29 protein-coding genes and 1 tRNA gene are annotated in these 25,079 nt (G+C 62.0%); 14 read left to right on the top strand and 16 right to left on the bottom strand.

Going from position 1 to position 25,079, the window contains the following annotated elements:
• Positions 1-98 precede the first annotated feature (98 nt).
• A complete protein-coding gene (locus V1292_RS26380) occupies positions 99-1,106 on the top strand; it encodes an amidohydrolase family protein (protein ID WP_334375551.1) in 1,008 nt (335 codons plus the stop codon).
• 117 nt (positions 1,107-1,223) lie between these two features.
• Here V1292_RS26380 and V1292_RS26375 read toward each other — a convergent pair whose 3' ends face one another.
• Entirely contained in the window at positions 1,224-1,499 is a 276-nt protein-coding gene (locus V1292_RS26375; protein ID WP_334375550.1) for a hypothetical protein, read from the bottom strand.
• Positions 1,500-1,835: 336 nt separating this feature from the next.
• On the opposite strand from V1292_RS26375, the gene V1292_RS26370 reads away from it, so the two are divergent.
• Positions 1,836-3,647: a carbamoyltransferase family protein gene (locus tag V1292_RS26370; RefSeq protein WP_334375549.1), complete on the top strand. Its 1,812-nt coding sequence runs from the start codon at positions 1,836-1,838 to the stop codon at positions 3,645-3,647.
• Between the two features lie 30 nt (positions 3,648-3,677).
• Here the strand turns inward: V1292_RS26370 and V1292_RS26365 are convergent, their stop codons facing one another.
• Entirely contained in the window at positions 3,678-4,823 is a 1,146-nt protein-coding gene (locus tag V1292_RS26365; protein ID WP_334375548.1) for an OpgC domain-containing protein, read from the bottom strand.
• Between the two features lie 229 nt (positions 4,824-5,052).
• Here V1292_RS26365 and V1292_RS26360 point away from each other — a divergent pair, with 229 nt between their 5' ends.
• A complete protein-coding gene (locus V1292_RS26360) occupies positions 5,053-5,358 on the top strand; it encodes an ETC complex I subunit (RefSeq protein WP_334375547.1) in 306 nt (101 codons plus the stop codon).
• Positions 5,359-5,534: 176 nt separating this feature from the next.
• On the opposite strand, the gene V1292_RS26355 is transcribed toward V1292_RS26360, so the two are convergent.
• On the bottom strand, positions 5,535-6,032 hold the full coding sequence (locus V1292_RS26355; protein ID WP_442895631.1) for an Lrp/AsnC family transcriptional regulator: 498 nt from the start codon (positions 6,030-6,032) through the stop codon (positions 5,535-5,537).
• Positions 6,033-6,039: 7 nt separating this feature from the next.
• Positions 6,040-6,708, bottom strand: coding sequence for a TetR/AcrR family transcriptional regulator (locus V1292_RS26350; protein ID WP_334375545.1), 669 nt, complete (start codon positions 6,706-6,708; stop codon positions 6,040-6,042).
• A 185-nt stretch (positions 6,709-6,893) separates the two neighbouring features.
• Between V1292_RS26350 and V1292_RS26345 the strand changes: the two genes are divergently transcribed.
• The 4 genes from V1292_RS26345 to V1292_RS26330 all read left to right on the top strand — a co-directional run bounded on the left by V1292_RS26345 (position 6,894) and on the right by V1292_RS26330 (position 12,698).
• Positions 6,894-8,066, top strand: coding sequence for an isovaleryl-CoA dehydrogenase (locus V1292_RS26345; protein ID WP_334375544.1), 1,173 nt, complete (start codon positions 6,894-6,896; stop codon positions 8,064-8,066).
• 113 nt (positions 8,067-8,179) lie between these two features.
• On the top strand, positions 8,180-9,784 hold the full coding sequence (locus tag V1292_RS26340) for a carboxyl transferase domain-containing protein (protein WP_334375543.1): 1,605 nt from the start codon (positions 8,180-8,182) through the stop codon (positions 9,782-9,784).
• A 2-nt stretch (positions 9,785-9,786) separates the two neighbouring features.
• On the top strand, positions 9,787-11,796 hold the full coding sequence (locus V1292_RS26335) for an acetyl/propionyl/methylcrotonyl-CoA carboxylase subunit alpha (protein WP_334375542.1): 2,010 nt from the start codon (positions 9,787-9,789) through the stop codon (positions 11,794-11,796).
• Positions 11,793-12,698: a hydroxymethylglutaryl-CoA lyase gene (locus V1292_RS26330; RefSeq protein ID WP_334375541.1), complete on the top strand. Its 906-nt coding sequence runs from the start codon at positions 11,793-11,795 to the stop codon at positions 12,696-12,698. Before V1292_RS26335 ends, V1292_RS26330 begins: the two co-directional genes overlap by 4 nt.
• A gap of 152 nt (positions 12,699-12,850) precedes the next feature.
• On the opposite strand, the gene V1292_RS26325 is transcribed toward V1292_RS26330, so the two are convergent.
• From V1292_RS26325 to V1292_RS26310, 4 genes are all read right to left on the bottom strand, one after another.
• The gene (locus V1292_RS26325) at positions 12,851-13,777 is read right to left on the bottom strand and encodes a dihydrodipicolinate synthase family protein (RefSeq protein ID WP_334375540.1); all 927 of its coding nucleotides are present in this window, start codon (positions 13,775-13,777) and stop codon (positions 12,851-12,853) included.
• A 75-nt stretch (positions 13,778-13,852) separates the two neighbouring features.
• Positions 13,853-14,836, bottom strand: coding sequence for a TRAP transporter substrate-binding protein (locus V1292_RS26320; RefSeq protein ID WP_334375539.1), 984 nt, complete (start codon positions 14,834-14,836; stop codon positions 13,853-13,855).
• Between the two features lie 25 nt (positions 14,837-14,861).
• On the bottom strand, positions 14,862-16,127 hold the full coding sequence (locus V1292_RS26315; protein ID WP_334375538.1) for a TRAP transporter large permease: 1,266 nt from the start codon (positions 16,125-16,127) through the stop codon (positions 14,862-14,864).
• Positions 16,127-16,726, bottom strand: a complete 600-nt coding sequence (locus V1292_RS26310; RefSeq protein WP_334375537.1) for a TRAP transporter small permease — start codon at positions 16,724-16,726, stop codon at positions 16,127-16,129. The genes V1292_RS26315 and V1292_RS26310 overlap by 1 nt, the downstream gene beginning before the upstream one ends.
• 197 nt (positions 16,727-16,923) lie before the next feature.
• Here V1292_RS26310 and V1292_RS26305 point away from each other — a divergent pair, with 197 nt between their 5' ends.
• On the top strand, positions 16,924-17,604 hold the full coding sequence (locus V1292_RS26305) for a GntR family transcriptional regulator (RefSeq protein WP_334375536.1): 681 nt from the start codon (positions 16,924-16,926) through the stop codon (positions 17,602-17,604).
• A gap of 19 nt (positions 17,605-17,623) precedes the next feature.
• On the opposite strand, the gene dctP is transcribed toward V1292_RS26305, so the two are convergent.
• Positions 17,624-18,646: a TRAP transporter substrate-binding protein DctP gene (gene dctP / locus V1292_RS26300; RefSeq protein WP_334375535.1), complete on the bottom strand. Its 1,023-nt coding sequence runs from the start codon at positions 18,644-18,646 to the stop codon at positions 17,624-17,626.
• A 202-nt stretch (positions 18,647-18,848) separates the two neighbouring features.
• Between dctP and V1292_RS26295 the strand changes: the two genes are divergently transcribed.
• Positions 18,849-19,088 carry a pentapeptide MXKDX repeat protein gene (locus tag V1292_RS26295; RefSeq protein ID WP_334377170.1) on the top strand — a complete coding sequence of 80 codons (240 nt, stop codon included), beginning with the start codon at positions 18,849-18,851 and terminating at the stop codon, positions 19,086-19,088.
• A 126-nt stretch (positions 19,089-19,214) separates the two neighbouring features.
• On the opposite strand, the gene V1292_RS26290 is transcribed toward V1292_RS26295, so the two are convergent.
• Positions 19,215-19,568, bottom strand: a complete 354-nt coding sequence (locus V1292_RS26290; RefSeq protein WP_334375534.1) for a DUF6481 family protein — start codon at positions 19,566-19,568, stop codon at positions 19,215-19,217.
• A 138-nt stretch (positions 19,569-19,706) separates the two neighbouring features.
• On the opposite strand from V1292_RS26290, the gene V1292_RS26285 reads away from it, so the two are divergent.
• Complete coding sequence (locus tag V1292_RS26285; RefSeq protein ID WP_334375533.1) at positions 19,707-19,877, top strand: hypothetical protein; 171 nt, start codon at positions 19,707-19,709, stop codon at positions 19,875-19,877.
• Positions 19,878-19,885: 8 nt separating this feature from the next.
• Here V1292_RS26285 and V1292_RS26280 read toward each other — a convergent pair whose 3' ends face one another.
• Positions 19,886-20,128: a hypothetical protein gene (locus V1292_RS26280; protein WP_334375532.1), complete on the bottom strand. Its 243-nt coding sequence runs from the start codon at positions 20,126-20,128 to the stop codon at positions 19,886-19,888.
• Between the two features lie 197 nt (positions 20,129-20,325).
• On the opposite strand from V1292_RS26280, the gene V1292_RS26275 reads away from it, so the two are divergent.
• The 3 genes from V1292_RS26275 (at position 20,326) to V1292_RS26265 (ending at position 22,465) form a co-directional block, all read left to right on the top strand.
• Positions 20,326-20,574 (top strand): hypothetical protein, encoded by a 249-nt coding sequence (locus tag V1292_RS26275; RefSeq protein ID WP_334375531.1) that lies wholly within the window; start codon positions 20,326-20,328, stop codon positions 20,572-20,574.
• A gap of 44 nt (positions 20,575-20,618) precedes the next feature.
• On the top strand, positions 20,619-20,921 hold the full coding sequence (locus tag V1292_RS26270) for a hypothetical protein (protein ID WP_334375530.1): 303 nt from the start codon (positions 20,619-20,621) through the stop codon (positions 20,919-20,921).
• 1,220 nt (positions 20,922-22,141) lie between these two features.
• Complete coding sequence (locus tag V1292_RS26265) at positions 22,142-22,465, top strand: H-NS histone family protein (RefSeq protein ID WP_334375529.1); 324 nt, start codon at positions 22,142-22,144, stop codon at positions 22,463-22,465.
• Between the two features lie 176 nt (positions 22,466-22,641).
• On the opposite strand, the gene V1292_RS26260 is transcribed toward V1292_RS26265, so the two are convergent.
• Both V1292_RS26260 and V1292_RS26255 read right to left on the bottom strand, forming a co-directional pair.
• The gene (locus V1292_RS26260) at positions 22,642-22,911 is read right to left on the bottom strand and encodes a hypothetical protein (protein ID WP_334375528.1); all 270 of its coding nucleotides are present in this window, start codon (positions 22,909-22,911) and stop codon (positions 22,642-22,644) included.
• A 242-nt stretch (positions 22,912-23,153) separates the two neighbouring features.
• Positions 23,154-23,405 carry a PilZ domain-containing protein gene (locus tag V1292_RS26255; RefSeq protein ID WP_334375527.1) on the bottom strand — a complete coding sequence of 84 codons (252 nt, stop codon included), beginning with the start codon at positions 23,403-23,405 and terminating at the stop codon, positions 23,154-23,156.
• Positions 23,406-23,664: 259 nt separating this feature from the next.
• Between V1292_RS26255 and V1292_RS26250 the strand changes: the two genes are divergently transcribed.
• Positions 23,665-23,940, top strand: coding sequence for a hypothetical protein (locus tag V1292_RS26250; protein WP_334375526.1), 276 nt, complete (start codon positions 23,665-23,667; stop codon positions 23,938-23,940).
• Between the two features lie 65 nt (positions 23,941-24,005).
• Here the strand turns inward: V1292_RS26250 and V1292_RS26245 are convergent, their stop codons facing one another.
• The 3 genes from V1292_RS26245 to V1292_RS26235 all read right to left on the bottom strand — a co-directional run bounded on the left by V1292_RS26245 (position 24,006) and on the right by V1292_RS26235 (position 24,827).
• Positions 24,006-24,275, bottom strand: a complete 270-nt coding sequence (locus V1292_RS26245) for a DUF3551 domain-containing protein (RefSeq protein WP_334375525.1) — start codon at positions 24,273-24,275, stop codon at positions 24,006-24,008.
• A gap of 102 nt (positions 24,276-24,377) precedes the next feature.
• Positions 24,378-24,635, bottom strand: coding sequence for a hypothetical protein (locus V1292_RS26240; protein WP_334375524.1), 258 nt, complete (start codon positions 24,633-24,635; stop codon positions 24,378-24,380).
• A 115-nt stretch (positions 24,636-24,750) separates the two neighbouring features.
• Positions 24,751-24,827: transfer RNA gene (locus tag V1292_RS26235), tRNA-Arg, on the bottom strand.
• Positions 24,828-25,079 lie beyond the last annotated feature (252 nt).

The following is a 25,079-nucleotide window of genomic DNA, read 5'->3' as shown; positions in this document are numbered from 1 at the left end:
GAGAACGAATGACGGATTTGCGCACCGCCCCGCTGCGGGGATGCTTCTGCTGTGGTCACTCAAATCAGTCATTCGCCGCACCAAGCCGGCGTGGCTTCATGCTGGGTGCCGGCGCGCTGGCGCTGACGACGGCGATCGGTGGTGGTCGGGCAGGGGCACAAACCGCCGACGCAAAGCCGTTCCGGATTGACGTTCACCATCATCTTTCGCCGCCAACATACGTGACCGCGTCGAACGACAGCGGCTTCGGCGATCCCTTGATGAAGAACTGGACGATCGAGAAATCGCTCGCCGATATGGACAAGGCCGGCATCGCCACTGCGATGCTGTCCGTCACCACGCCCGCGGTCAATTTCACCAAGGGCGATACGGCACGGAGGCTCTGCCGCGAGTCGAACGAATATGCCGCAAAGCTGGTCGCGGATTATCCGGGGCGGTTCGGCAATTTCGCGATGCTGCCGCTCACCGACGCTGAAGGCAGCCTGCGCGAGCTCGCCTATGCGCTCGACACGCTCAAGGCCGACGGCATCGCGTTGATGACGAGCTACGGGGACAAGTGGCTCGGCGATCCCGTGTTCTTGCCGGTCATGGAGGAGCTCAATCGCCGCAAAGCGCTGGTCTACACCCATCCCACCGCGGCCAATTGCTGCGTGAACCTGGCGCCGACGCAGCCGCCCGTCATGATCGAGTTCGGCACCGACACGACGCGCACGATCGCCGACATCGTCTTCTCCGGTAACGCGAGGCGCTTCCCTGATATCCGATGGATCTTCTCGCATGCCGGCGGGACGATGCCGTTTCTGATCGAGCGCTTCGTCCGCCATCCGCTGCTGGTGCCGAAGGCCAAGGAGACAGTGCCCGACGGCACCCTCGCCGAGTTGAAGCGATTCTTCTACGACACCGCGCAGACGTCCAACCGCGCCGCGATGTCGGCGTTGGCGTCGCTCATTCCGCCGTCGCAGATCGTGTTCGGCACGGATTTCCCATACCGGACCGGCAGCGATCACGTAAAGGGATTGCGCGAGGCGGACGTGTTCACGGAGGAGCAGATGGCGGGGATCGAGCGAGGCAATGCGCTCAAGCTGTTACCGCGGCTTGCAAGCTAAGCCGGGCGCGGCCGGCGCTCACTGTGCGCGGAAGCAATCGGCCAAAGAAAAAGGCGTGCCGATCGGCACGCCTGATTCCTTTTATGATCCCGTCTCACACGACGGCAATCGGTTCTATCACCACCTGCAGACGCGTCGGCCGTAAGGGGTCCACCAGCAGCGCGGACCAGGACGTACAATGACGGGCCCACCATAGAAGCCCCGGCCGCGATAGAAGCCACGACCGCCGCGATAGAAACCACGGCCGCCATAATAGCCTCTGCCTCTGCCGCGATACGCCTGCGCGGACGTCGTCGTGCCGCCTACCAGAATCGCAGACGTGCTGGCCACATAGACGAACAACAAGGCCAGCGCTGCAAGGCAGCGTGTCAGGATATTGTAGCGTTTAGCCATTCGAGAATCTCCCGGTCACTTCCAAACATCTGAACTTCTGCACCGTCTCACTAAGACGCGCGAGAAAGCTTTCGGTTCAGATGCGCTAAGACAATATTTTACAAGGTTCTTTCGAAGCTTTCGGGACTTTATTGAGAAGGGCAGGTAAGGTCAAGTTACAGCCGGTCTGCCGAGGAATCTTGCGTTGCGCCATTCATCTTCCTGAATACTTGCTGAACACTGATGGTTGTGCGCTGCAGAATTTCGAAAGAAGCTACGGCAACGCCATGCCAGCAACTTGATGTCGACACGATTTCCATTTCTCAGCGCAAGACGATCCTCTCCTGACGAGTACCCATGCCAAAAAAACACACTTATGTCCTTGGTCTGAACACCTATGACCATGATGTCAGCGCCTGCCTGTTGCGCGACGGCGCCATTGCGTTTGCGATCGCCAAGGAGCGGATCACGCGGACCAAGCACGCCTCGGGCTTCTACAAGGAAGTGATCGATTATTGCCTCGAAGCCGAGGGCATTACGCTCGACGACGTCGATCTGGTGGTGCGCAATTGCTACATCCTGCCGGTCCCGGAAATGGAAGAGCGGCTGGTCTATTTCGACGCGCCGGGCTTCCTGCCGGAGTTCGAGCGCGACGAGGCAGCCAAGCATCCGCTGTATCTGAAACATTCGGACAAGGTGGTGACGATCTCCCATCACCTCGCGCACGCCTACAGCGCGTTCGCGGTGTCGCCGTTCGAGGATGGCGTCGTGATGATCGTCGATGGCGTCGGCAGCTATCGCTCCGATGTCATGGAATCGTTTCCCGCCAGCGACACGGCGACGCCGCTGGCGCGCGAGTCCGAGAGTTACTACAAGTTCGACGGAACGACGCTCGAGTGCCTGAAGAAGGTCTGGATGGAGCCGGACCGCGGCTTCCTCAGCGACGAATTCTACACCATGCCCGGGCTCGGCGCGCTCTACAGCCGCGCCTCAACCTACATCTTCGGCGACTGGAATAAGTGCGGCGAGCTGATGGGACTGGCGCCCTATGGCCGCCGCGACCAGGTCAAGCATCTGCTCGAACTGCACGACGGCAAGCTGCACGTGCCGCACTGGACCGCCGACTTCAAGCAGCCTTACGTGTTCGAACCCGGCAGCAACTGGGAAAAACACCCCGCGATGCGGCACTGGGAGGACCTGGCCTGGCGCACGCAGGACGACACCGAGAACGTGCTGCTGGCCCGCGCCCGATGGTTGCGCGAAACCACCGGCGCGAAGAACCTCTGTATGGCCGGCGGCGTTGCACTGAATTGCGTGGCGAACGGGCGCGTCGCCCGCGAAGCCGGCTTCGAGAACGTCTGGGTCCAGCCGGCGGCCGGCGATGACGGCATTGCAATCGGCTGCGCCTACTACGGCTGGCTCGAAATTCTGAGGCAACGCCGCGCCTTCGTGATGGATCACGCCTATGTCGGCAGGCGCTACAGCGATCAGGATGCCGCCAAGGAGTTGCAGAAGTTTCTGGTGCGGATCCAGGTCGACGCCGTCAGGAGCGACAATGTCTGCCGCGACACCGCCAAACTGCTCGCCGACCAGAAGGTGATCGGCTGGTTTCAGGACCGCTCGGAATTCGGGCCGCGCGCGCTCGGCAACCGCAGCCTGCTGGCCGATCCACGCAAGGGTGAGATGAAGGACATCCTCAACAGCCGCGTGAAGCACCGGCAGGCGTTCCGGCCGTTCGCGCCGATCGTACTGGCCGAGCGCATGAAGGAAATTTTTGAAGGCGAGGAAGACTCGCCCTTCATGCTGATCGCCAAGCCGGTTCGCCCTGAATGGCGCGACAAGATTCCCGCGATCGTGCATGTCGACGGCACGGCACGCGTCCAGACCGTGCGCGAAGAAACCAATCCGATGCTCTACGGCCTGCTGAAGGAATTCGAGGCCTTGACTGGCGTTCCCGTGCTGATCAACACCTCATTCAACATCAAGGGCGAGCCCATCGTGGAAACGCCGCAGGATGCCGTGAACTGCTTCCTGACCACGGGCGTCGATCATCTGGTCATGCACGACACCATCGTATCGAAGAACGCGATGCACAAGGTGGTCGCGCCGCTGGTCAACATCTACGCCGACGTGCGGACGCTGGTGGCGTCGACCGCGCAACCGGCCTGAACCGGCTGCCGCGATTCAGCCGGAAGCCGCTCAGGCGGCTTTCGGCGCTGCCGGCTTGAGCGGCTTGTCCTGCCGCTTCGACCAGGAAATGTAATAGGCCACGATGGTCATGATCGCGATGCCGGTCAGGCTGACGAAGATCTGCGCGAACAGCGAGCCTGTGCTCATCGACAGTTCGAAATGCCCGACGAACGACAGGAACACGCCGACGCAGAACACGGCGAGCGACTGCTGGCCGCAGACCACCAGCGGATCGAAGATCTTCCACTCCAGCCCCGGCCATTCCTTCGGCACGAAACGGATCACCAGGATCACGATCGCCACGAAGTGCAGGAAGCGGTAGGGCGCAAGGTTGGTCTTGTCGTTCGGGTTGAACATCGAATAGAGCCACTGCGGGAACAGCTCGCCGAACGTCGGAAACCGGCCGGCCATGGTCATGATCAGCGCCAGGATCAGGTAGGCGATGCATAGATACAGCGTGATCGGCGCGTTGATGATGTGCATGTTCTTCCGGGCGCCGCCGAGCGCGCACCATGCGCCAAACACGAACAGCACCTGCCAGGCGAACGGGTTGAAGTACCAGGTGCCGATCGGATAGGCGGGCAGGTTCCAGCCGGTCTGCCGCGACACCAGCCACAGTACGATCGCGGCCAGCATGGTCCAGTTGGGCTGGCGCAGCATGATCCACAGCACCGGCGGGAACAGGCCCATCAGCACGATGTAGAGCGGCAGCACGTCGAGATTGAGCGGCTTGAACTTCAGGAACAAGCCCTGCCGCAGCGTTTCGGTCGCATTGTCGACCAGGACGGCGACGTTGAATTCGTTGACCAGTTCGGAGTCGCCAAAGCGCAGCGCCAGATAGCTGATCGAGGCGATATAGATCACGAACAGGATGATATGGGCGACATAAAGCTGCCAGACGCGCTTGGTCAGCCGGGTGGCGCCGACGATGAAGCCGCGCTCGAGCATCATCCGGGCATAGACGAATGAGGCGGTATAGCCGGAAATGAAGACGAACAGGTCGGCGGCGTCGCTGAAACCGTAATTGCGGGTGGTGATCCAGTTCACGACATTGTCGGGAATATGGTCCAGATAGATCGCCCAGTTCGCGACTCCGCGAAACAGGTCGAGCCGGAGGTCGCGTCCTTTTTCTGGCAGGGTAGCGTTGATTTTCATGGGTGCCGCTTCGTGATGCTTTCGGGAAGATCGCGCCGCAAGACCGGGTCCCGGGCGCCGGATAGCCCTGGATTGTCACAGTACGGCATAATGACTATACCGGCACGGAAATGGTACATCCGGGTTTCCGGAATCACCGATCAAATTCCTGAAAGGTGTCTCTATACTATCCCGGCCGTTTCCACCAAACGCTTCCATGTCGCATATCGCTTGAGGACCCGACCATCCAATGACCGCCCGCATTTTCAAGCCTGCCAAGAACGCGATGCAATCGGGAAGGGCCCAGACCCAGGAATGGCAGCTCGATTACGAGCCCGAGCAGCCGCGGGCGATCGAGCCGCTGATGGGCTGGACCTCGTCCTCCGACATGAAGCAGCAGCTCACCTTGCGCTTCGACACCAAGGAAGACGCGATCGCCTATTGCGAGCGCAAGGGCATCGCCTACCAGGTGATCGAGCCCAAGGATTCGGTGCGCCGGCCGGCCGCTTACGCCGACAATTTCGCCTTCAGGCGCGGCGAGCCCTGGACCCACTAATCTCCGTCACAGCCGCTCCAAACCCCTCATCCTGAGGAGCCCGCAGAGCGGGCGTCTCGAAGGATGTAGGGCCACAGACGGGGCCTCATGGTTCGAGACGCGCTTCGCGCTCCTCACCATGAGGGGCTTATGACGCAGTAGAGCTAAGCGCCCGATCGGCGCGGTAGACGTGGGGCCTACTGCCCCGGGTCAGATGCCGCCGGATTTGGGAATATGGGCAACGGCGCATCCTTGGCGACGCCAAGCACCGGGAAGGTTCTGATGTTGCGGACCTCGGGCATCGCTGAAAATTGCAGAAGCTGCTGGTGCATGCCCTCGACGTTTCGCGCCACGCATTTGAGCAGATAATCGGCGTCGCCCGAAATGCGCCAGCTCTGCTGGACCAGCGGTATTGCCGCGATCGATCTTTCGAACGCCTGCAACGTCGCCTGAGCCTGGCTCTGCAACTGAATCAATACGTAGGAAATAACCTCGTAACCAAGGAGCTTTTCGTCGAGCGTGGCTTTGATGGCACTGACATAGCCGCGCTCGCGCAAGGATCGAACGCGCCGCCGGCACGGAGGCTCCGAGAGGCCGACTCTGTCTGCCAGCTCGTTGTTGCGGATACGTCCGTCCTTCTGCAACTCGGACAGGATTTTCAGGTCGAATTCGTCGAGGGGTTGACGTTCCGTCATCGGCGCCTCATCCGCCCTCCGGCCTGCCGCGAGCCGTGACATCAGGGGAGGGCGCGCACTTGGTTTGCGCCCGCTCAGGCGTCGCGCCAGGAGCGACGCCCGATAGCACGAGCTTCTCATGGGCGGCGACGATCGCCTCCTTGGTGAGCCGCCCGCCGGGCCGGTACCAGGCAGTGAGGCCGGTCAGGAGCGACAGGATCGCAAACGTCGCCACCTGGATGTCAACGACCTCGAACTCGCCTTCCGTGACACCCTCGGTGAGAATTTCCGCGAGCCGCCGCTCATAGGCGCCGCGCAGCGCCACGATCTCCTCGTAGTTCTTCGGCTCCAGGCTTCGCAGCTCGGAATTGGCGATGAAGACCTCGCGCTTCTTGGTCATGTGGTAACTGACGTGAAAGGCGACGAAGGCACGAAGCTTGTCGGCCGGCTCCAGTTTCCCGAGCAGAGCTCGATCGAGCTGGCGCAGCAGCTCGTTGATGTGGTCCCGTATCAGGACGAACAGCAATTCCTGCTTGGTCGAGATGTGGTTATAGAGCGAGCCCGACTGGATCCCGACTTCGGCCGCAAGCTGGCGCAGGCTCATCGCCGCGTAGCCGTGCTCGAAGATCAGGCGCAGCCCGGCCTTGCGGATCGCCTCCATCGTCTTGGGGCCATGTGAGCCGATCGTCCGCGCCATTGGGCCTCTGAGAGTGGAGGGCGTTCGCCGCCTCGGGAAACGAGCAAGCGGTCGTATAATTCTGGCACGAAAATATAGTAATTTCAATAGTCTGCAGCGTCCATTTGAGCCTGAATAGGTCCCACTTGCGAGGATAGTAAAAAAACGTATGATCGTTTAATTCGAAGAAATGCAAGGGTGGAACGATGGCCTCAAACAGGGCGCTGCTTCTCAACTTCGACCTAGGCGAGACCGCGGACGCAATTCGCGAAACCGTGCATGCGTTTTCGCAGAACGAAATCGCCCCACGCGCCGCCGAAATCGACCGCAGCAATCAGTTCCCGCGCGACCTCTGGCCCAGGATCGGCGCGCTCGGCCTGCACGGCATCACCGTCGAGGAGGAATATGGCGGCGCCGGCCTCGGTTATCTCGAGCACTGCATCGCAGTGGAAGAAATCTCGCGGGCGTCGGCCTCCGTCGGCCTGTCCTACGGCGCGCATTCCAACCTCTGCGTCAACCAGATCCGCCGCAACGGCAGTGATGCACAGAAGCGGAAATATCTGCCGAAGCTGATCTCGGGCGAGCATGTCGGCTCGCTGGCGATGTCGGAGCCCGGCGCAGGTTCCGACGTGGTCTCGATGAAGACCCGCGCCGAGAAAAAGGGCGACCGCTTTGTGCTGAACGGCAACAAGATGTGGATCACCAACGGCCCCGAGGCGGACACGCTGGTGGTCTACGCCAAGACCGACGCCAGCGCCGGCCCGCGCGGCATCACCGCCTTCCTCATCGAAAAGGGCATGAAGGGATTTTCCACCGCGCAGAAACTCGACAAGCTCGGCATGCGCGGCTCCGACACCTGCGAACTGCTGTTTGAGGATTGCGAAGTCCCCGAGGAGAACGTGCTGAGCGAGGTCGGCCGCGGCGTCAACGTGTTGATGAGCGGCCTCGACTATGAGCGCGCGGTGCTGGCGGCAGGTCCCATCGGCATCATGCAGGCCTGCATGGACGTGGTGCTGCCCTACGTGCACGAGCGCAAGCAGTTCGGCGAGCCGATCGGCAGCTTCCAACTCGTGCAGGGCAAGATCGCCGACATGTACACCACGATGAACGCCTCGCGCGCCTATGTCTATGCGGTGGCCAAGGCCTGCGACCGCGGCGAGACTACGCGGGAGGACGCCGCCGGCGCGATCCTCTACGCCGCGGAGAAGGCGACGCAATGCGCGCTCGACGCCATCCAGCTCCTCGGCGGCAACGGCTACATCAACGACTATCCCACGGGGCGGCTGTTGCGCGACGCCAAACTCTACGAGATCGGCGCCGGCACCAGCGAAATCCGCCGCATGCTGATCGGGCGGGAGCTGTTTGAAAAGACGGCTTGAACTTCACATCGAGGCAAAGATGATACAGGCTGTCATATCGTCCTCGAACGTTACGTTCCGGCCGTCCTGAAGCCATTCCAACGGCTCCCTCGCATCCAAAGAAAACGCCGATCATGCCGCTTCATTCCACCATCGATCCTACGTCCTCCGAGTTTGCCCGCAATGCCGACGTGATGCGGGGTCTCGTGGCCGAACTGCGCGAGAAGCTCAAAGTGGTCGCCGGCGGCGGCGGCGAGGTGTCGCGCAAGCGGCATACATCGCGGGGCAAGATGCTGGCGCGCGAGCGCGTCGACCTGCTGGTCGATCCCGGCACGGCGTTTCTCGAACTATCGCCGCTGGCGGCCCACGGGCTCTATGGTGGCGACGTTCATTCTGCGAGCGTCATTACCGGGGTGGGGCGCATTTCGGGCCGCGAATGCGTGATCGTCGCCAACGACGCCACCATCAAGGGCGGTACCTATTATCCGATGACGGTGAAGAAGCATCTGCGCGCGCAGGATATCGCGCGCCAGAACAATCTGCCCTGCGTCTACATGGTCGATTCCGGCGGCGCCTTCCTGCCGATGCAGGACGAGATCTTTCCGGACGAGCGGCATTTTGGCCGCATCTTCTACAACCAGGCGCAGATGTCCTCGCAGGGCATTCCGCAGATCGCCATCGTAATGGGCTCGTGCACCGCGGGCGGCGCCTATGTGCCGGCGATGTCGGACGAGAGCATCATCGTGCGCAATCAGGGTACCATCTTTCTCGGCGGCCCGCCGCTGGTGAAGGCCGCGACCGGCGAGGTGGTATCCGCCGAAGAGCTCGGCGGCGCCGACGTGCATTCCCGCCATTCCGGGGTCACCGATCACTATGCGCAGAACGATGCACATGCGATCGGAATCGCCCGGCGCATTGTCGCCACGCTGAAGCCGCCGGCGCGCGCGGTGCTGAACATGCGCGAGCCGCGGGAGCCGCTGTTTCCCGCCGAGGAAATCTACGGCGTCGTCCCCGCAGACGGCAGAAAGCCGTTCGACGTCCACGACATCATCGCGCGGATCGTCGACGGCTCGGAGTTCGACGAGTTCAAGAAGCTCTACGGCGCGACGCTGATTTGCGGCTTCGCCCATATCTGGGGCTATCCGGTCGGCATCATCGCCAACAATGGCATTCTGTTCAGCGAGAGCTCGCTGAAGGGCGCGCACTTCATCGAGCTGTGCTGCCAGCGCAACATCCCGCTGGTGTTCCTGCAGAACATCACCGGCTTCATGGTCGGCAAGAAATATGAGGCCGGCGGCATCGCGCGCGACGGCGCCAAGCTGGTGACAGCGGTGGCGACCGCCGGCGTGCCGAAATTCACCGTGGTGATCGGCGGCTCCTATGGCGCCGGCAATTACGGCATGTCTGGCCGCGCCTACTCTCCGCGCTTCCTCTGGATGTGGCCGAATGCTCGCATCTCTGTCATGGGCGGCGAGCAGGCATCCATGGTGTTGAGCCAGGTCCGCCGCGACAATATCGAGGCGAAGGGCGAAAGCTGGTCGGCCGAGGAAGAGGACAAGTTCCGCGCGCCCATCCGCGCGCAGTATGAAAGCCAGGGCAATCCCTATTACGCCACCGCGCGGCTGTGGGATGATGGCGTGATCGATCCCGCCGACACCCGCCTGGTGTTGGGCCTTGGGTTGTCCGCCGCGGCCAACGCGCCGATTGAACCCACGAAGTTTGGCCTGTTCAGGATGTGATGATGGACCGCTCGAAACTTTACCGGCGTTTTCGCACCCTCCTGATCGCCAACCGCGGCGAGATTGCTTGCCGTGTGATCCGCTCCGCCCGCGCCATGGGCCTGCGCACCGTCGCGGTCTACTCCGAGGCTGACCGCGACGCCATGCATGTCGCCATGGCCGACGAGGCCGTGCTGCTCGGGCCGGCGCGGGCGCGCGACAGCTATCTCAACGTCGAGCGCGTGATCGAAGCGGCGCGCCAGACCGGCGCCGAGGCGGTGCATCCCGGCTACGGCTTTCTGTCTGAAAATGCCGAATTCGCGCAAGCCTGCCTGAATGCCGGGCTGGTGTTCGTGGGCCCCACGGCCGAGATGATGACGGCGATGGGTTCGAAGTCCGGCTCGAAAGCGCTGATGGAAAAGGCTGGCGTGCCATTGGTGCCCGGCTATCACGGCGAGGCCCAGGACGAGGCGACGCTTGCGAAGGCCGCCGAGAAGATCGGCTTCCCCGTGCTGGTCAAGGCTTCCGCCGGCGGCGGCGGGCGGGGCATGCGCGTGGTCAATTCGGCCGGCGAGCTTGCGGCGGCGATCGTCAGCGCCAAGCGCGAAGCGAAGGCTGCGTTCGGCGACGATCGCATGCTGATCGAGAAATTCGTGCAAAACCCAAGGCATATCGAGGTGCAGATCATCGGCGACAGCCACGGCAATCTGCTCTCGCTCTGGGAACGCGAATGCACGCTGCAGCGGCGGCACCAGAAGGTGATCGAGGAGGCGCCGTCGCCGACGCTGGACGCCAATCAACGCGAAACAGTCTGCGCGGCTGCGCGCAAGGCGGCTGCCGCCGTCAACTATGTCGGCGCCGGCACCATCGAATTCGTCTCCGACGGCAAGGAGGTGTTCTTCATCGAAATGAACACCCGCCTGCAGGTCGAGCATCCCGTGACCGAGCTCATCGCCGGCGTCGATCTCGTCGAATGGCAGTTGCGGGTGGCGTTCGGCGAAAAGCTGCCGTTGGCGCAGAACGAGATCAAGCTGAACGGACACGCCATCGAGGCGCGGGTTTACGCCGAAAATCCGCAGAAGAATTTTATGCCATCAGTCGGCCGGATCAGGACCTGGCGCACGCCTGAGGCGGTCGACGGCCTGCGGATCGATGCAGGCTATCGCAGCGGCGATGCGGTGTCGCCATATTACGATGCCATGCTCGCCAAGGTCATTGCATGGGCGCCGACCCGTCAGGCAGCGATCGAGCGGCTGAATCGTGGGCTGGAAGAGACCGACGTCCGCGGCATTGTCACCAACATTCCGTTCCTGTCCGCGCTGGTGACGCACCCGCAGGTGCGCGCCAATACCATCGACACCGGCTTCATCGAGCGCGAACTGAAGAAGCTGACGGAATCCTCGGGGACGGCAGGGGATCTCGAACTTTGCGCTGCGGTAGCGGCAATCGTTGTCGATGAGCAGAAGGCTGCGCGCAAGGAAGCGCATTCGCCCTGGCAGACGTTTGGCTGGATGCCGGTCGGGCAGCGGAAGCGGGTGTTCTCGTTACGTCAGGGGCAGGGCGCCGAACACAAGGTAACGCTGCACTACGGCAATGGTCCGTCGAAACTGACCATCGGCAAGCACGAGTTCGTTTTCGCGACGTCGCCCGCGGAAGAAGGCAGTTTCGATCTGACGATCGAGGGCATGAAATCGCGCGTCACGGCCGTGATCGAAGGCCACGAGCTTTATCTCCGCACCCGGAACGGCCGCTTCGACCTGCATTGGGTTGATCCGTTCGGCGGCGAGACGGAGGAACTGGTCGGCGAGGACAAGATCGTGGCGCCGCTGCCGGGGACCGTGGTGGCGTTGCTGGCCGAGGAAGGCGCGACGCTGGAGAAGGGCGCGGCGATCCTGACGCTGGAAGTCATGAAGATGGAGCAGACCCTGCGCGCGCCGTTTGCGGGCGTGTTGACGAAAATCAGGTGCAAGGTCGGCGATATCGTCGGCGAAGGCGTCGAACTTGCCGAAATCGAACCGACGGTAGCGTCATGAGCGACAGCGTTCACATTGTCGAAGTCGGCCCGCGCGATGGGTTGCAGAACGAAAAAACCCCGATCAGCGTCGCCGACCGGATTGCGTTCATTGAGGCATTGATCGGCGCGGGGCTCAAGGCGGTGGAGGTTGGCGCGTTCGTGTCGCCCAAGGCGATCCCGCAGATGGTCGGATCGGCCGAGGTGTTGCGCGGCGTCAGCCATCATACGAATTGCGAACTGCCGGTATTGGTGCCGAACGAGAAGGGCTACGAGGCTTCTCAGGCCGCCGGCGCCAAACTGATCGCGGTATTCGCTGCGGCGTCGGAAAGCTTTTCCCGCGCCAACATCAATTGTTCGATCGCGGAATCGATCGAACGCTTCAAGCCGGTGCTCGCCCGCGCCAGGGCCGATGGCGTCAGGGTGCGCGGCTATATTTCCACCGTTCTCGGCTGTCCCTATGAGGGCGAAATCAAGCCGCAGGCGGTGGTCGATGTCGCAAAAGTGCTGTGGGACCTCGGCTGCTATGAAATCTCGCTCGGCGACACCATCGGCGTCGGCACGCCGCTGAAAGCGCGGCAGCTTTTGCGCGCGGTCGCCGGCCATGTGCCGATGGCCAATCTGGCGATGCATTTCCACGATACCTACGGCCAGGCGCTCGCCAATCTCTATGCCGGGATGGAGGAGGGCTGCCGCGTGATCGATTCCGCCGCCGGCGGTCTCGGCGGCTGCCCCTACGCCCCCGGCGCGACGGGAAATGTCGCGACGGAGGACGTGGTCTACATGCTCGAAGGCATGGGCATTGCGACCGGCGTCGACATGGCAAAGCTGGTGGCGGCCACCAATGTCGTCAGTGGGCTGATCGGCCGCCCGCCGGTCAGCCGCGTCGCGGCGGCGTTGAACGCGAAGCGGGCCGCCAAATAGTCCTACTGCGTCATAGCCGCTCAAACTCCTCATCCTGAGGAGCCCGCAGAGCGGGCGTCTCGAAGGATGTAGGCCACAGAGGGGGCCTCATGGTTCGAGACGCGCTTCGCGCTCCTCACCATGAGGGCCTGTGACGCCGCCAAGTAGGCCGCTTACGCGGCCTTCAGCCCGACATTCGGCAGCACTGGCCGGTTCTTCAGCGCCTTCGCCATCATGGCCTCGACCTCGGCCTTCTCGTGCGGCAGCAGCGCAAGCCGCGGCGGACGGGTCAGCGCGGTGCCGCGGCCTATGATGTGCTCGCAGAGCTTGATGCACTGGACAAGATCCGGACGGGCATCGAGGTGCAAGAGCGGCATGAACCATTCGTAGAGCGGCATGGCTTCGGCATAACGTCCCGCCTTGGCGAGGCGGAACAAGGTCTCGCCCTCGCGCGGGAAGGCGTTCGACATGCCGGAGACCCAGCCGACTGCGCCCATGGCGACGCTCTCGACGATGACGTCGTCGAGGCCGGCAAACAGCACGAAGCGGTCGCCAACCATGTTGCGGGTGTCGATGAAGCGCCGTGTGTCGCCGGAAGAGTCCTTGAAGCAGACGACGGTCTCGACGTCGGCGAGCGAGGTCAGAATGTCCGGCGTGACGTCGTTCTTGTAGATCGGCGGGTTATTGTAGAGCATCACCGGCAGGTCGGTCGCCGTGGCGACCGCGCGGAAATGTGCGGCCGTCTCATGCGGCTTGGAGGAATAGACCAGCGCCGGCATCACCATCACGCCATCGATGCCGACGCGCGCCGCTTCCTTGGCGGTTTCGACGGCAAAGGCGGTCGTGAACTCGGCAATGCCGCACAGCACGGGTACGCGACCCGCCGCAACGGATTTCGCGGCTTCCATGATCGCGACCTTCTCCTTGCGCTCCAGCGAGGTGTTCTCGCCAACGGATCCGCAGACGATCAGTCCGGAAACGCCGTCGCGGATCAGGCCGTCCATGACCTTCGCGGTCGCATCGATGTTGAGCGACAGGTCGTCATTGAATTGCGTGGTGACGGCCGGGAAGACGCCTTCCCAGGAAATACGTGGGCTCATTTGTTTAGCTCCATTGGAATTGTTCCGGCGGACTGATGAATCCGCCGGGCTTTGGCTTGAAAACGATGGTTGGGATCAGAGCGTCGCGCCGACTTTCCGCAGTTCGGCAAGCACCGGGGCCTTGGGCAGCCAGATCTTGTCGAATTCGGCAATAACCGCTTCGGTATCCCCGGCCGGGACCTGACGGATCGGGATCGGCGCGTTCTTGAAGTTCTCGATCAGCTTCGGCTCATTGTCGGCCAATTCATCGATCTGCGCATCGAGCGTCGATTTGACCGTCTTGGTGATCAGCTCGCGGTCGGCCGCCGGCAGCGACTGCCAGACGCGGCCGGAGACGATCGCTGCCATCGGCATGAAGACGGCATTCATCTGCAGGATGACTTTTGACACTTTGTCGAAGCGCTGGTTCCAGGAGAACTCCAGGTCCGCCTCGAGGCCGTCGACCTGGCCGTTCGCCATGGCGTCGAACACCTGCGGCGTCGGGATCGGCGTCGGCGCCGCGCCGAGCGAGGAATAGAAATCGCGATAGACCGGCGTCGGGTTGATGCGCAGTTTCATGCCCTTGATGTCGGCGAGACCAGTCAGGTCTTTCGCCGAGAAGATGGCGCGCATGCCGGTGATACCCCAGCCCAGTCCGATCGTTCCGGTCTCCTTGGGCAGCACCTCGAACAGCTTGATCGCCGCCGGATGGCGAACGAATTTGGCGACCGACGGCGTCGAGCGCACGATGTAGGGCGCGTTGATTGCTGCGATATGTGGCACGCGCGAGCCGAGCTCGGCGGCCTGGATGAAGCCCATGTCGAGCGCGCCGGACTGCAATTGCTGCATCATCGCCGGCTCGTTGCCGAGTTGGCCGGAGTGAAAGACCGTCATGGTCAGGCGGCCGTTGGTGGCAGCCTTGAGATCGTCGCCGAGTTTTAGCGCCGCCTTGTTCCAGGAATGACCATTGGGCGTGATCAAGCCGAGGCGAAGCTCCTTGGCTTGCGCCAGTGCCAGCGACGGCGCGAACAGCGGCACGGCCGCGCTGGCGGCAAGGAAGCGGCGACGTGAAAGCGACATGACAATGCTCCTTAAGGGGTTGGACCTACTTGATGAGGACGAGGGAGAGGGAGGGATAGAGCGAGAGCAGCACCAGCAGGATGCAGGAGATGCCGAAGAACGGCAGCGTCACCATGAACATCTTGCCGGGCTTGGCGCCGGTGACGGCTGCCGCCACGAAGAAACAAAGACCGACCGGAGGCGACAGCAACCCGAGCACCAGATTGATCACCACGACCACGCCGAAGTGGCGCGGATCGATATGATAGATTTCGGTCGCGACCGGCAGCAGGATCGGAACCGTCATGATTAGGCCGGGAACGCCGTCGATGACAGTACCGATCACCAGCAGGATCACGTTGCAGATCAGCATGAAACTGACTGGATCCTTGGCGACCGACTGTATCCATGCCGCGGTCTCCTGCGGCACCTTGCCGAACACCAGGACCCAGGAGAACACCGCCGCGGCGGCGACCAGGAACAGCACGATGGCCGAGTAGATGCCTGCGCGCAGCATCATCTGCGGCAGCTGTGAAAACCTGAACTCCTTGGTCCAGAATTTTCCGATCAGCGCAGCGGCGACAGCGCCAACGGCTGCGGACTCTGTCGCGTTTGCCAATCCGCCGAGTATGCTGCCGACGATGACGATCGGAATAAGCAGGGTTGGTGACGTGCGCAGGATTGTCGCCGCCCGCTGCCGTGGTGATTGATATTCCCCTCGGGGATAATTGTAGACGAAACCCATCAGCGCGACGACGATGAAGAACATCGCTGTGAGGATGACGCCCGGCACGATGCCGGCAATCAGCATGTCGCTGACAGAAATCTGCGCCAAGACGCTGTAGACAACGAACATCACGGACGGCGGAATGATCGGCCCGAGCATGCCGCCATAGGCCGTGAGTCCTGCCGCGAAGGTCTTGTCGTAGCCCTTCTTTTCCATCTCCGGCACCATGATCTGCGCCATGATGGCGACCTGCGCGGTCGCGGAGCCGAGGATGGAGGCGATGAACATGTTGGCGAGGATATTGACGTAAGCCAGCCCGCCCTTCAGCGAGCCGACAAAGGCCATCGCCATGTCGACGATGCGCCGCGTAATGCCGCCGCCATTCATGATTTCGCCGATCAGGATGAAGAGCGGGATGGCGATCAGGCCGTAGCTGTCGACCCCGCCGAAGAGCTGCAGCGGGTAGGATTGAAACAGAACCGGATTGCCTGATGCGATGATGAAGACGAACCCGGCCAGGCAAAGACAAAGGCCGATCGGTACCCCGACCAGCATGATCGCGATGAAGGCGGCTGACGTGATCACTAGTTGACCCCGTCGAGTTCGGAGAGTTGAAAGCCCTTTGGCGGCATCCGTGGCACCAGTTCGAGATCTTCGAGCAGGTTTGCCAAGCCATGAATGGTCATGGAGACCGCGAAGATCGGCAGCGTCAAATAGAGCACCCAGGTCGGCCAGTTCAGCGTTTGGGTGCGCTCGGTGTAGAGGAAGTTGAATGTCTCGGCGGCAAGCTTGCGTGCGTCGAAGCCGGCGCGGGCAAGCCCGATCGGATCCATCCAGAGGAAGCAGGTGATGATCAGCGCCACACCGAACACGACGACCATGCCCGTCGCGATGATCTTCGCGAGCTTCTGATGCCGCGCCGAGAGGCGCTCGGTCATCATGGTGACGGCGAAGTCGAGCCTGAGCCGCGTCATGGCGGAGGCGCCGATGAAGGTCAGCCAGACCACGCAATAGACCGCCGATTCATCGATCCAGTAGATCGGGAAGTGCGAATAGCGGGTGACGACGTTCACCAGGATCAGAGCCGTCAGCAGATACATCAGCCCCATCAAGGCGATGCGCTCGAAAGCGAGCAGAAGACTCGAAGCCCTGACGACGATTCCCCGGGCGCTGAACGCTGGCATGTCCGCAATTGCCTGCTCGATCATAAAGAGCCCCGCTGCCCGTCAAGATTTCTCGTGCCATTCGAAATTGTATAATTTATACAATCTTGTCAAATGGAGATTATGGGCCGCCTCGGCTTTCGCTGCCGCGGACCATTTCAACGTGCGAAACAGGGCCGCCTCGATCGGAAAGGCCGGCGATGACGACGGAAGATCAAATGAAAGTCCCTCTGAAGCACCGGACGCTGTCGGCTGCGATCGTCGATCAGCTCAGGCAATCCATTCTCGACGGGACTTATCCGGCCGGCTCACAACTGCGGCAGGATGCGTTGGGCGAGGCATACGGCGTCAGCCGCATTCCCGTGCGCGAAGCGCTGTTTCAGCTCGAGGCGGAGGGGCTGGTGCGTATCGTCCCGCAAAAAGGCGCGATCGTCTCAGAGCTATCGCTGGACGAAATCAACGACGTGTTCGATCTTCGCGGAATCATGGAGCCGCGGCTCCTGGCGCAGTCGGCGCCGCACTTTGCGGAACAAGACTTTGCCGCGCTGGACGACATCCAGAAGCGCTTCGAGAAAGCGATCAAGGCGCGCAACGTCAGCGAATGGGGGCAGCTCAACGCTGACTTCCATATGGCACTATACGTTCACGCCAGGCAGCCACGTACCAAGGCGATCGTCGTGGCGCTCTTGCAGACCAGCGACCGCTACACGCGTCTGCAGCTCTCCAATACCAAGGCGATGGGCACGGCCGAAAAGGAGCACGCGCACCTGATCGAGCTGTGCCGGGCAAAAGAGATCGACCAGGCCTGCCGGTTTCTGGAACAGCATATCGAGGCGGTGCGTACGGACCTGTTGCAGGTGGTGGCCGGCGGCTCGATCGCAGCTCGCGCGGGGCGTTGATCCGGAAGCGGACCATGCATCATGCGGGGACGTCGCTGGCGAGCCTCAGCAGCTTGGCCGACATTGCCGACTTGGCGCTGTAGTCCTTCCAGGCGGTATCGCGCGCGATGTCGCGCCATTTGCTGACGGTCGCGACATCGAGCGTGCTGACCTTGGCGCCGGCCTTCTCATAGACCTTGGCGACCTCGATATCGTCATCCTGCGCGCCCTTGCGGCCGAACGCTTCCAGTTCGCTGCCGACCGTCAGGATGATGTCCTGCTGCGTTTTGGGTAGCTTGTCGAAGATTGCCTTCGACATCATCAATGGCTCCAGCATGAACCAATAGGAGGCGCCGGCGCCCGAGGTCAGCGATTTGGCGACCTCCGCGAGGCGGAACGAGATCAGGCTGGTGGAGGAGGTGATACCGGCATCGCAGGCGCCGCTCTGCATCGCGGCGTAGATTTCGTTCGATGGCATCGACAGGATCGACGCACCCGCGGTCTTCAGCACCACATCCATTTCACGCGAGCCGCCGCGCACTTTCAACCCCTTGGCGTCGTCAGGCGCGACGATCGGTCGGGAGCGGCTGGCGACGCCGCCGGCCTGCCAGACCCATGTGAGAAGGATAACGCCGTTGTCGGCGAGGAAGTCGGTCAGCGCCTTGCCGACCGGCGCCTTCTTCCAGCGCAGGCCCTGGTCGTAGGTTGCGACCAGGCCCGGCATCAGGCCGATATTGGTCTCCGGCAGTTCGCCGCCGGCATACGGCATCGGGTAGAGGCTGATATCGAGTGCGCCCTTGCGCATTGCCGAGAATTGCGCGCTGGTCTTGATCAGCGAGGCGTTCGGATAGACTTCGGCGGCGATTTCGCCGCCGCTGCGTTTGGCGACTTCGGCAGCGAAGATGCGGCACAGCCGGTCGCGGAAGTCGCCCTTGTCGATGGTGCCGCCCGGGAACTGGTGCGAAATCTTCAGCGTGGTGGCCGCATGGGCCGTACCGGTGCCGAAACGAAGCACGGCGGGTGCGGCGAGCGCAGATGCGATGACATGGCGGCGCGTGAGCATGGTTTGTCCCCTGCAATCGGTTCTTGGATCGGCAATCCGGACCGGCTTCAGCCCATATTAGCTGAATCGCCCGCTTCAACTAACCGTGAGAATTGCAGAACTTTGGGGCGTGGCCGGTAACAAACCCCTTCGCGCCATCGTCGTTGGGGAAGCGGCAGACGTCGCTTTCGAGAAGCCCACCCAAACCAAGGACGACCATCCCATGACCACCACCACGACCCGTATCGGCCTCGGCCTTTCTGCCGCGCTTGTTTCGCTCAGCCTCGCGTTCGCGCCAGCCGCCTTCGCTCAGGACAAAATGGGCAAGGGCGACGGCATGAAGAAGGAGTCCATGTCCAAGGACGGCATGAAGGACGGCATGAAGAAAGAGGACGGTATGATGAAGAAGGAAGGCATGAAGCACGAGGGCATGAAAAAAGAAGACGGCATGAAGAAGAACTGAGCCGCCGTCATTCCGGGATGGTCCGAAGGACCAGACCCGGAATCTCGAGATTCCGGGTTCGATGCTTTGCATCGCCCCGGAATGACCGTTAAGCGGACGCGCCAGTATCGGCCGCGAATCGCAGGCCTACTTCTTCTTGCCCTTGGTCTTGCGCGCGGCGTAACGCGCGTCGCGCTTGGCCTTTTGCTCAGCCTCCAGCGCCGCCTGCCTGGCGGCCTCTTCTTCCTTTTCGCGCGCCAATCTGGCGGCCTCCGCCGCGGCGGCCTCGGCCTCGCGACGTTTCTGCTCGGCCTTTTCGGCCTCCTTGGCCTCTCTCGCCTTGGCGCGGGCGGCCGCGACGGCCTCGCGCTCGGCCTGGCGGCGCTTCACCTCGGGATCGTCGGGTCCCGGCTGGGCGCGAAACTTGTTCAAAATGTTCTGCCGCGCCTGCATCGCGGCCTTCTGGCGGTCCGCGAAATTAGGTTCCTTGAATCCACTCATAAAAGAGGCCTTGTCGCTTTCACTCTTGGGGTTGGACGCGCCACGCGCGCGGAATGGGGACTAGGTAAGTGAACCCGGGGCAAAATACCAGCGTCGAAAGGGGGCGGGTAGAGCAGGGGAGGCTTGCGTGAGCAGCAAATGGCCAAACTGATCCTGATGAGCGGGATTACGTCAGCTTGGCTGCTCTACGAGATGGCAACGGCGACCGAAGCCCCAGGCCGGGCGCTGGCGATCCTTCAATATGGCCTTCTCGCCTGTGCGCTGATCGGGCTGATCGGCTCGCTGGTGATGCTCGCTTCGGAGAAGTGATCGCTCCTCTAGATATCGCGACGGCCCCCGGATCCAAGGACGCGTGCGACCGTCATCGCGGTCATCGCTACCCGGTCCGCCATCCGCTGCGCCTCCAGCCTGTCGCGGGCCTTTTCCCTGACGATGATCTCGATCAGCTCGAGCCGTTTGGTCTCGTCGACCGCTTCCGCCAGCAATTGCTTGTAGCGATGATAGTCGTAGCTCGCTTCCTGCTTGCCGGAATCCTGTTTGCCCGTTTCCTGCTCGTCCATCGCACGCCCCGCACACGCGCTCGCCCCGAGCGGGCAGTGTCGATCAAGCGTTGCGCGCGCGCAACGGATTTGCGCCAGTTATACCCATTTCCGCGTCCATCGGGCTCGCGCACAAATCCGTGTAATGTGAAGCCGTTCACAGGCACTGCGGGTGGAGTGATCCTATGCTCCGCGCTTTCGAAACAGGAGCGACCGCCATGCCGCACAATTGGTGGACCCGCAAGAACCTTGTTCTCGCCGCCGCCATCATCTCACTGGCCTGCGCCATCGGTTTCTTTGCGCCCGGCCTGTCCAGGCCGGAGCCGGTCTTGAGTGCCGCGCTTGGTCCGGACTGGCAGTGCAGCCGGCTCGCGTACGTTTTCACGACCTGCAGCCGGGTCAAGCATAGCCGGTCCATGCCCGTCCGCCTCGCCAAAATCCCGGTGTGCGGACGGTTACGGACGTAATAGGATCTGGCTGGAACCGGAGCAGGCCAGAACTGGAGTTTTCCATGCCAAAGCCGTCTCGTCTTGTGCTGGCCGCGTCGGCGGCGGCTCTCCTCCTCCTGCCGGCCGTCGCGCTGGCGCAAGGCGCGCCGGCTGGCGGCACTGCCGCAACGGCAACGTCGCCCCCCGCCGCGCCGGAAGCCGCCGCGGCCGAAAAGGAAAAGGCGGCGCCGAAGAAAAAGAAACCGGCCAAGATGACCCGGCAGCAGGAGATCGACCGTTCGATCGACCGCGGCACGGTGCCTGCGCGTTACCGGAGCTCAGTGCCGAAAGAGTATCACCAGTACATTCCGTTCGATAAGCGGTAGAGGCAGGCGAATGGCGGCGCTTGGCGTAGCTCGCCGCAGATCTCGCCTTTGGAACGGGACGGAATGCAGTGATCGCCGGCCCGGAGACTACGCGCGACCCGCGCGGGCGCCAGCTCACCGTACTCGTACGGATTGGCTGTGCACGTAACGCCGATCTATAACGCCGTCGCTTGCAGCGGGGGGCAGGGCGTTCGTTCATCACGACGAGCGCTACCACTGGAGGCCACGAGGCCCGGACTCCTAGGCACTCCGGGCCTCGTCTACTCCTGACCGCGAGCACTTGAGCCGCGGCTTACCTCGCTTCATCGGCACCATCACATCGCAAAACCAAAAGCGCGCCACGCGCTCGTTGGCATGCGCACAGTGGCTCACTGATCCGTCCGCACCCCCTTAACCCAGCAGCCGGTAGATGATGCTGGTCGATGCACCGGCCAGGCAGAACGCCAGCGCCATACACACCAGCGCCTCGTCGCGATCGAATTCGGGTGGTGGCAGACTCAAGGGGCCCCCGCGCTCGGCCGTTCATTCACAAGACAGGGGGAAACGTGTCGAGAGCGTTACGTTTCCTCATGCCAGGGCTATTCATGGCCGTTTCCGTCGTTCCGGTTCCGCGGCAAGCCCGGTGCTGATGCGGCGCGATTTGCGTTCCGACAAAATCGTTATGATTCAATAGCTTTTTAAAGTTCCTTTAAATCATAAATGAGTTCCTGTTCAGGCCGCACCGCCGCGCGGCCCGAATAGCCGGGTGCCGCTCCTATCGCCTACCCCAGGGAGACGAGCGCTCGGCTATTATGGGCACCCTAATCGCGCAGGACAAAAGTCACAGATGGTCGCCGCCGCCGGCGCTTCCTGATGATTTGCGGGCGGGGCACCGCCCTTCACCCGGCCGAAAGGCCGCCGTTCCGGCGCAAATCTGTAATGACTTGCCAGAGAGCCGCCGCTCGCGAAGCAGTCGCGATTAGGGAACCGTCAACGAGAGGCGGTTAGCTTCAAATCATCGCGGGCTCTGCGTCTGAATCAATCAACAGTTGCAACCTGCGGAGAAAAAATTTGGCGCAGCTTCTTGGTGCACCTTCGAGCAGATTCCGTTATGGTTGTGTCGTGTCACGATGCCAAAGGGGATGGAACTTTTCTGCCCGAAGGAGGTTCTAAATCGGCCTTATTCTACTCATGTTTTGCAACCAACGATGACAACCATCGAATCATGATTGGGGACGGTCGTGAACCGGAAAGACTTTAAATCAATGTCCACGGATGAGCTGTGGGCACTCCACGAAGAAGTAGCCGCCAGGCTGGCAACGACTCTGCTTGCAGAGAAACGTCTCCTTGAAGATCGCCTGAAGCAACTCAAGGGCGTCGTCGAAGCCGAGCGCACGAAATCATCGACAGGGCGGCGTCCGTATCCAACGGTCGTTCCGAAATTCCGGAATCCCGATCGGCCGTCCGAGACGTGGGCAGGCCGAGGGAAGACACCTCGCTGGCTCCTTGCAAAATTGAAGTCCGGCAAGCGGATCGATGATTTCCGAATTAGGAATGTAGCCTAGGCAGGCCGACGGTCGTTCGGCAGCGGGGTGCCTTGCACTTCGCCTGCGAGCGCGAGTTCTCGTTCGATTTGGAGCTGCCGGGCTTGAAGCGTCTTCATGCTCTCCGGCACCATCTGTGTGACGCCGACCTTGGCTCAGATGCCGGCGTCACGGTCTCCCTTCAGCTTTGCTTTCTTTCAGCTTGCCTGGCGGGGATCCTGGGACTCCGCATTGAGCGTCGTTTCAATACTCGTCTCAAAGGCCCTGACAATTCCCATGCGCGCGAACAGCACGGGTCCACGATCTTCGGCGGCATCAATAAGCATCTGGACGGCAAGCCGCCATTCCTGACGGTCGCGTTCGGGCTGAGGAAGGGTCCTGATGTAGTCGGCGGCATCTCGCAGGGTTTGCGCTGGCGGCCCCTTCGGGAGCGGCACAGGCTGAGCGAACGGACGATCCCAGGACATGTTCGAACTCCCGTCGCAAACTCCAAACGACCCGAGCGCAAACGATACGCGAAGGCAGCTCGCCCGTCATTAGCTTGCGTGCCAGTGGAACCGAAGCATGGATTCGACGCGGAGCCCCGCTGTTAGTTCCATCCTCCAAGGCTGTTTTGTCTCCAAGATACTTTTGTCTTCAAGACTCTTTTGTCTTCAAGCCTGTTTTGCCTGCTGCGGTCCTGCGCTATGGCGGCCTGGCCGCAGATCGATCAGTTTTGAAACGCAACACCGACGAAGTCGCCTTGCCGCCAGATCACGCGGCATTCGCGAACGTTATGAAAATTATCGAAGGTCAATTCGAAATTCAGTGGCAGCAGGTTGAGGTCGTGGAGTTCAATTCCAGCCCCGGAATTCGTGACATCCTGAACGCGGCAGGTGAATACACCGCGCTGAGCGTCAAAGAACAGCAACGCGCTTTTTGAAATCGTCGTCCTTGCGACAGATCGGCGTTCGAATTCCATCTGAGCTACCAACGGTTCACGCTCGTTCTGGCAAGCAGAGGCTAGCGTATTCCTCCCGGGCGGCAATCAGGTTCGGTCTTTTTCGTAAACAATCAATTTTAACGGTCGTAGAAAGTCGCGTTCACGGGCGGAGCGACGCCGTCACGACGGCAATAGTTGCGGCTTAAGCACAGCCCCGACCGTTCCGTTGACGGAACTCACAATCGGGCTTGATGCGTCGCTGAAAGCCATGGCCCTCTGACACAGAGAGGGGAATCACATGGCCTTACGTTGGATATGTGTGCTGGCGCTGTGTCTGGGTACATCAAGCGCCGGATTTGCGAGTGACCAGTCCGGTGTCTTGCGTCGAATTTCGTGTCCGGTCGTGCGCTACTACGTGGCGAAATACAGTGCGCCCGCCGCGGAGCACTGGGCACGGAGCAAGGGCGCGAGCGATGCCGAGATCGAAGCGGCCCGGCGCTGCCTGCAGTCCGACACGACGCGAACGGCTAAGGCGCAACGAAGGCCACTGGCGCTCGGCAGCTACGGCTGGTGAACAGGGGGCGGGAGCGGCGAGGCGGGAGCCACGCCGAGCGCCGCCCCGTCGAAGCGAGCCGACTCTCAGTAGGACTGGTACCGCTTCTGGCGCTTGCCGCGCCCGGCATAGTACGGGTTAACGACGCATTGCGCGGAGCGGCCCGATGCCGACGCCTGACACTGCGCCATCGTTCGATAGTGGCACTCGAAATAGTAGTCCACGAAGCCTTGGTAGACCTGCAGGCAAACGGGATAGTTGGGATCATAGGTCTGAGCGCGGGCGGGCGCGGGCAGGGCGATCGTCGCGGCCAAAATCGTCAGAGCTGCCGCGGCGGGTGCGTGCGGTAGTTTCATCCTAATATCCTCCCAGCCTTCCGCACAGAATTGTCGCGGTCCTCTCCCTACGACAGAACACCAGCGCTCCGAGCTTGTTCCAGCAGGTAGCACGCTCGCCGTTCAGACTTCCCAGTCCTGAAATCCGTACTCGCGATAGATGATGGCGCGATCGGCATGGGGGTTCAGCCGGCACTTAGCCTGGGCGAGATGCAGGTTGATGGTCCCAGGCTGACAATTTGCCGCCAGGAGTTTCCGGATGTCGTCCATCTGCTGGCGCGACTGCTGGGTCGGCTCGAGCTGCTCAAGTGCGACCAGCGCCGTCGCCAGCGCTTCCGTGACAACCCACTCGTCGTGGCCGGTGATTCCCTTTTTTGGCATGACGTCCGCATCCTTTGTCAGGGCGACGGAAGCAATCGCTGGCCGGCATCATAAGCCGAGAATCTAAACCGAGACGAGAATGAAGTCGAAATTGCGGAAAAGCGCGAAATGGTAGTGGCGATCCCAGCAGGATTCGAACCTGCAACCCACGGAGTAGAAATCCGTTACTCTATCCAGTTGAGCTATGGGACCGTCGGGGCGGCCTCGCCGCCTTGAGCCTTTCTAGCACTGCCAATATGAAAAATCCGCCTTCCCGCCAAGACGGTCGAACCGATTTCCTCAAGGGTGCGACAAAGCCAGACGGCGGGCCGTAGCCTCGGGCCTGCCCCAATATACATGCCTCCCCGCTGACCGTCTGCTATGGGACGGCCCGCGACCGTTTGGACTGCCTAAGCCATGCATGCGACCCTTCCGCAAGCCTTCGCCACCGCCATCAGTCCGTCA

Origin of the sequence: Bradyrhizobium sp. AZCC 1719 (genome assembly GCF_036924525.1) — a bacterium.
Lineage (GTDB): Bacteria > Pseudomonadota > Alphaproteobacteria > Rhizobiales > Xanthobacteraceae > Bradyrhizobium.
The sequence above is the reverse complement of the archived record's forward strand: the minus strand, read 5'-3'. Positions and strand labels throughout refer to the sequence as shown.